This is a genomic window from Bradyrhizobium canariense, from assembly GCF_018130465.1.
Taxonomy (GTDB): domain Bacteria; phylum Pseudomonadota; class Alphaproteobacteria; order Rhizobiales; family Xanthobacteraceae; genus Bradyrhizobium; species Bradyrhizobium canariense_C.
This window is the reverse complement of sequence record NZ_JAFCKJ010000021.1, coordinates 1-2,500: the sequence shown is the minus strand read 5'-3', so window position 1 is coordinate 2,500 and position 2,500 is coordinate 1. Positions and strand designations below refer to the sequence as shown.

The 2,500-nt window shown below is 63.0% G+C and carries 3 protein-coding genes and 1 pseudogene (1 of these 4 cut by a window edge); 1 reads left to right on the top strand and 3 read right to left on the bottom strand.

Features of this window, described 5'->3' with window-relative positions; all coding sequences use genetic code 11:
- A protein-coding gene (locus tag JQ591_RS34030) for a TRAP transporter substrate-binding protein (protein WP_211400334.1) crosses the window boundary here: on the bottom strand, positions 1-557 show its 5' portion. 532 nt of this gene lie to the left of the window's left edge; the window shows 557 of its 1,089 coding nt (coding positions 1-557); the start codon lies at positions 555-557; its stop codon lies beyond the left edge, outside the window.
- Between the two features lie 303 nt (positions 558-860).
- On the opposite strand from JQ591_RS34030, the gene JQ591_RS34025 reads away from it, so the two are divergent.
- Positions 861-1,946 (top strand): NAD-dependent epimerase/dehydratase family protein, encoded by a 1,086-nt coding sequence (locus JQ591_RS34025; RefSeq protein ID WP_211400333.1) that lies wholly within the window; start codon positions 861-863, stop codon positions 1,944-1,946.
- 12 nt (positions 1,947-1,958) lie between these two features.
- Here the strand turns inward: JQ591_RS34025 and JQ591_RS34020 are convergent, their stop codons facing one another.
- Complete coding sequence (locus JQ591_RS34020; protein WP_211400332.1) at positions 1,959-2,351, bottom strand: putative quinol monooxygenase; 393 nt, start codon at positions 2,349-2,351, stop codon at positions 1,959-1,961.
- A 59-nt stretch (positions 2,352-2,410) separates the two neighbouring features.
- Positions 2,411-2,500: pseudogene (locus tag JQ591_RS34015) on the bottom strand (IS5/IS1182 family transposase); the annotation flags it as partial.

Here is a 2,500-nt window from a genome sequence, read left to right as displayed (position 1 = left end):
GCAATGATCGTGCCCGCAAAGCCGCCAACCCGGAATTTCAGTCCCTTGAGATCGTCGATCGACTTGATCTCCTTCCGGAACCAGCCGCCCATCTGGGCGCCGGTCGAGCCCGTCGGAATGCCGATGGTGTTGTACTCCTTCAGGAGATCGTTGATCAGGTCCTGGCCGCCGCCCCACTGCAGCCACGAAATGTGCTGGCGCGTGTTCAATCCGAACGGCAGCGCCGTACCGAACGTGAAAGCGGGGTTCTTGCCCCAATAATAGTACAGCGCGGTGTTGCCCATCTCGACCGTGCCGTTCGAGACGGCGTCGAGCACCTGCAGGCCCGGCACGATCTCGCCTGCGGCGAATGCCTGGATCTGGAAACGATTGTCGGTGATCTCGGCGACCCGCTTGGCGAAGTACTCGCATCCTCCGTAGAGCGTATCCAGGGCCTTCGGCCAGCTCGCGGCGTATCGCCATTTGATCTCGGGCATCGACTGCGCGATCGCCGGCGCAGCGACGGCACTTGCGGCAAGGCCCAATCCGCCTGCCGTCAGGAATTTACGACGTTCCATGCGCTTCCCTCCGTTAAGTCGATGCTTCGACCAGGGAACGATCTTGGTGTCGTCTTGTCTTCGTCAACGCTCGACATTGTTTGTTGAGACGTGGTGGCGTTTCCGAACGGCCCTTGAGGGCACTCGTTGATGGAATTCCGATCGTTGCGGTTCCGCGAGCGAGGATGGCCGGGCGCTTCGCCAGAAGCAAGCCTCAAGTCTCAAGCCTCATAGACGCCTCGCAGGTGCGAACGCCGGCCTGACGCAAGTCGGGCCTGTCAACGATCTGCTATTCAGTCGCGCAAAAACCAGGGAGGCTCGCGCATGACGGGCAAGACGGTCGTGGTTGCCGGAGCGAGCGGTCTCGTTGGTAACGCCGCGTTGCGACACTTCGGTTTCTCGGGAGGGTGCGATGTCATTGCCCTGTCCCGGCGGAAGCCGCGCGACCTCTACGGCGCTCGCCATCTGCCGATCGACCTGACCAGCGCAGCGGATTGCCGGCGCGCCGCCTCGGAACTGAGCGGCGCAACGCATCTGATCTACGCTGCGCTCTACGAGGCGCCGCAGCTCGTCGACGGCTGGCGCGACCCGCAGCAGATCAGGACCAACGACCTGATGCTGCGCAATTTGATGGGTGCACTCGAGCCTGTGGCGCCCGGCCTCAGGCATGTCGCCCTGCTGCAGGGCACCAAGGCCTACGGTGTCCACGTTCGCCCCTTGACCGTGCCGGCCCGCGAAGGCCGCTCCGAAATGTACGAGCAGCCCAATTTCTACTGGGCGCAGGAAAGCTTCTTGCGCGAACTGCAAACCGGCAAGAATTGGCACTGGAGCATCCTGCGGCCGGTGCTGATCGTCGGCCTCGCCATGGGCGGCGCCATGGACCTGATTCCGCCGCTCGGCGTCTATGCTGCGATGCTGCGCGAGCAGGGCAGGCCGCTCGATTACCCCGGCGGCGCCGCGCGGGTGGGGCAGGCCGTCGATGTCGATCTCCTCGCCCGCGCCATCGCCTGGTCGGGAGAGGCCGAGGCCGGGCGGAACGAGGCCTTCAACGTGACCAATGGCGACGTCTTCACCTGGGAGAACATCTGGCCTGCTGTGGCGGATGCACTGGAGATGAAGGCGGGCAAGCCGGTCCCGCTGTCGCTTGCGAGGGAGTTTCCATCCTGGCTCGGCCCCTGGGATGCGCTACGGCGCAAGCACGACCTTGTATCGCCGGCGCTGGCCGAATTCGTCGGCCTCTCGTTTCAATACGCCGATTACAGCCTGCGCTACGGCCACACCGAATCCGGTCCGCCCTCCATCGTCTCGACCGTGAAGATCAACCGCGCCGGCTTCACCGAGATGATGGATACGGAAAACATGTTCCGGAAGTGGTTCAGGCAGGCGAAGGAGGAGAGGTTGTTGCCTTGAGGCAGGTAAACCTCACTTCGCCTTTGCCCCAAGTGCGATCGGCGTCGCCTGCACCAGCTTGAGCGACTTCACCATCTTCTCCACCGCCGCCTTGTATTTCCTGAAATGATCCGATCCGAGGTGCGCTTCGTACGCCTTCCTGTCGCGGTAGATTTCGAAGACCTTGACGCGGTACGGCTCGTCCTTTTCGGACACTGCGTAAAGCACCAGGACGCCCGGCTCTTTTTGGATTGCCGCGTCAATCTGCTCTTGGACTGCGGCCCTGTAGGCGTCCAGTTGAGCTGGATCGACCTCGATCTCCGCCACCTGGACGTACTGTCCGCCTGCTTCCTGGGCGACGGCGGCACCGCCCAGCGCTGTGGCCAGCACCGATGCGCCGTAAACGTAAAGCTGCAACATATTCATGGCCTGCTCCCGTCGCGTGGCATGATCCTAAGAGCCTGACTCAAAAAGGGTAGACACCCTCAAGGTCTGGCCAGACGGCGAGTTAAGAGCCTCAGATGGGCGGCGAGCAGCCAGGCGAGCTCGGTGGCGGCAGAGCCTTCGAAGTCTTT

Excerpts from the sequence above, each read along its gene's own strand:
- JQ591_RS34020 (WP_211400332.1), bottom strand. The coding sequence starts at position 2,351 with ATGAATATGTTGCAGCTTTACGTTTACGGCGCATCGGTGCTGGCCACA.
- JQ591_RS34025 (WP_211400333.1), top strand. The coding sequence starts at position 861 with ATGACGGGCAAGACGGTCGTGGTTGCCGGAGCGAGCGGTCTCGTTGGT.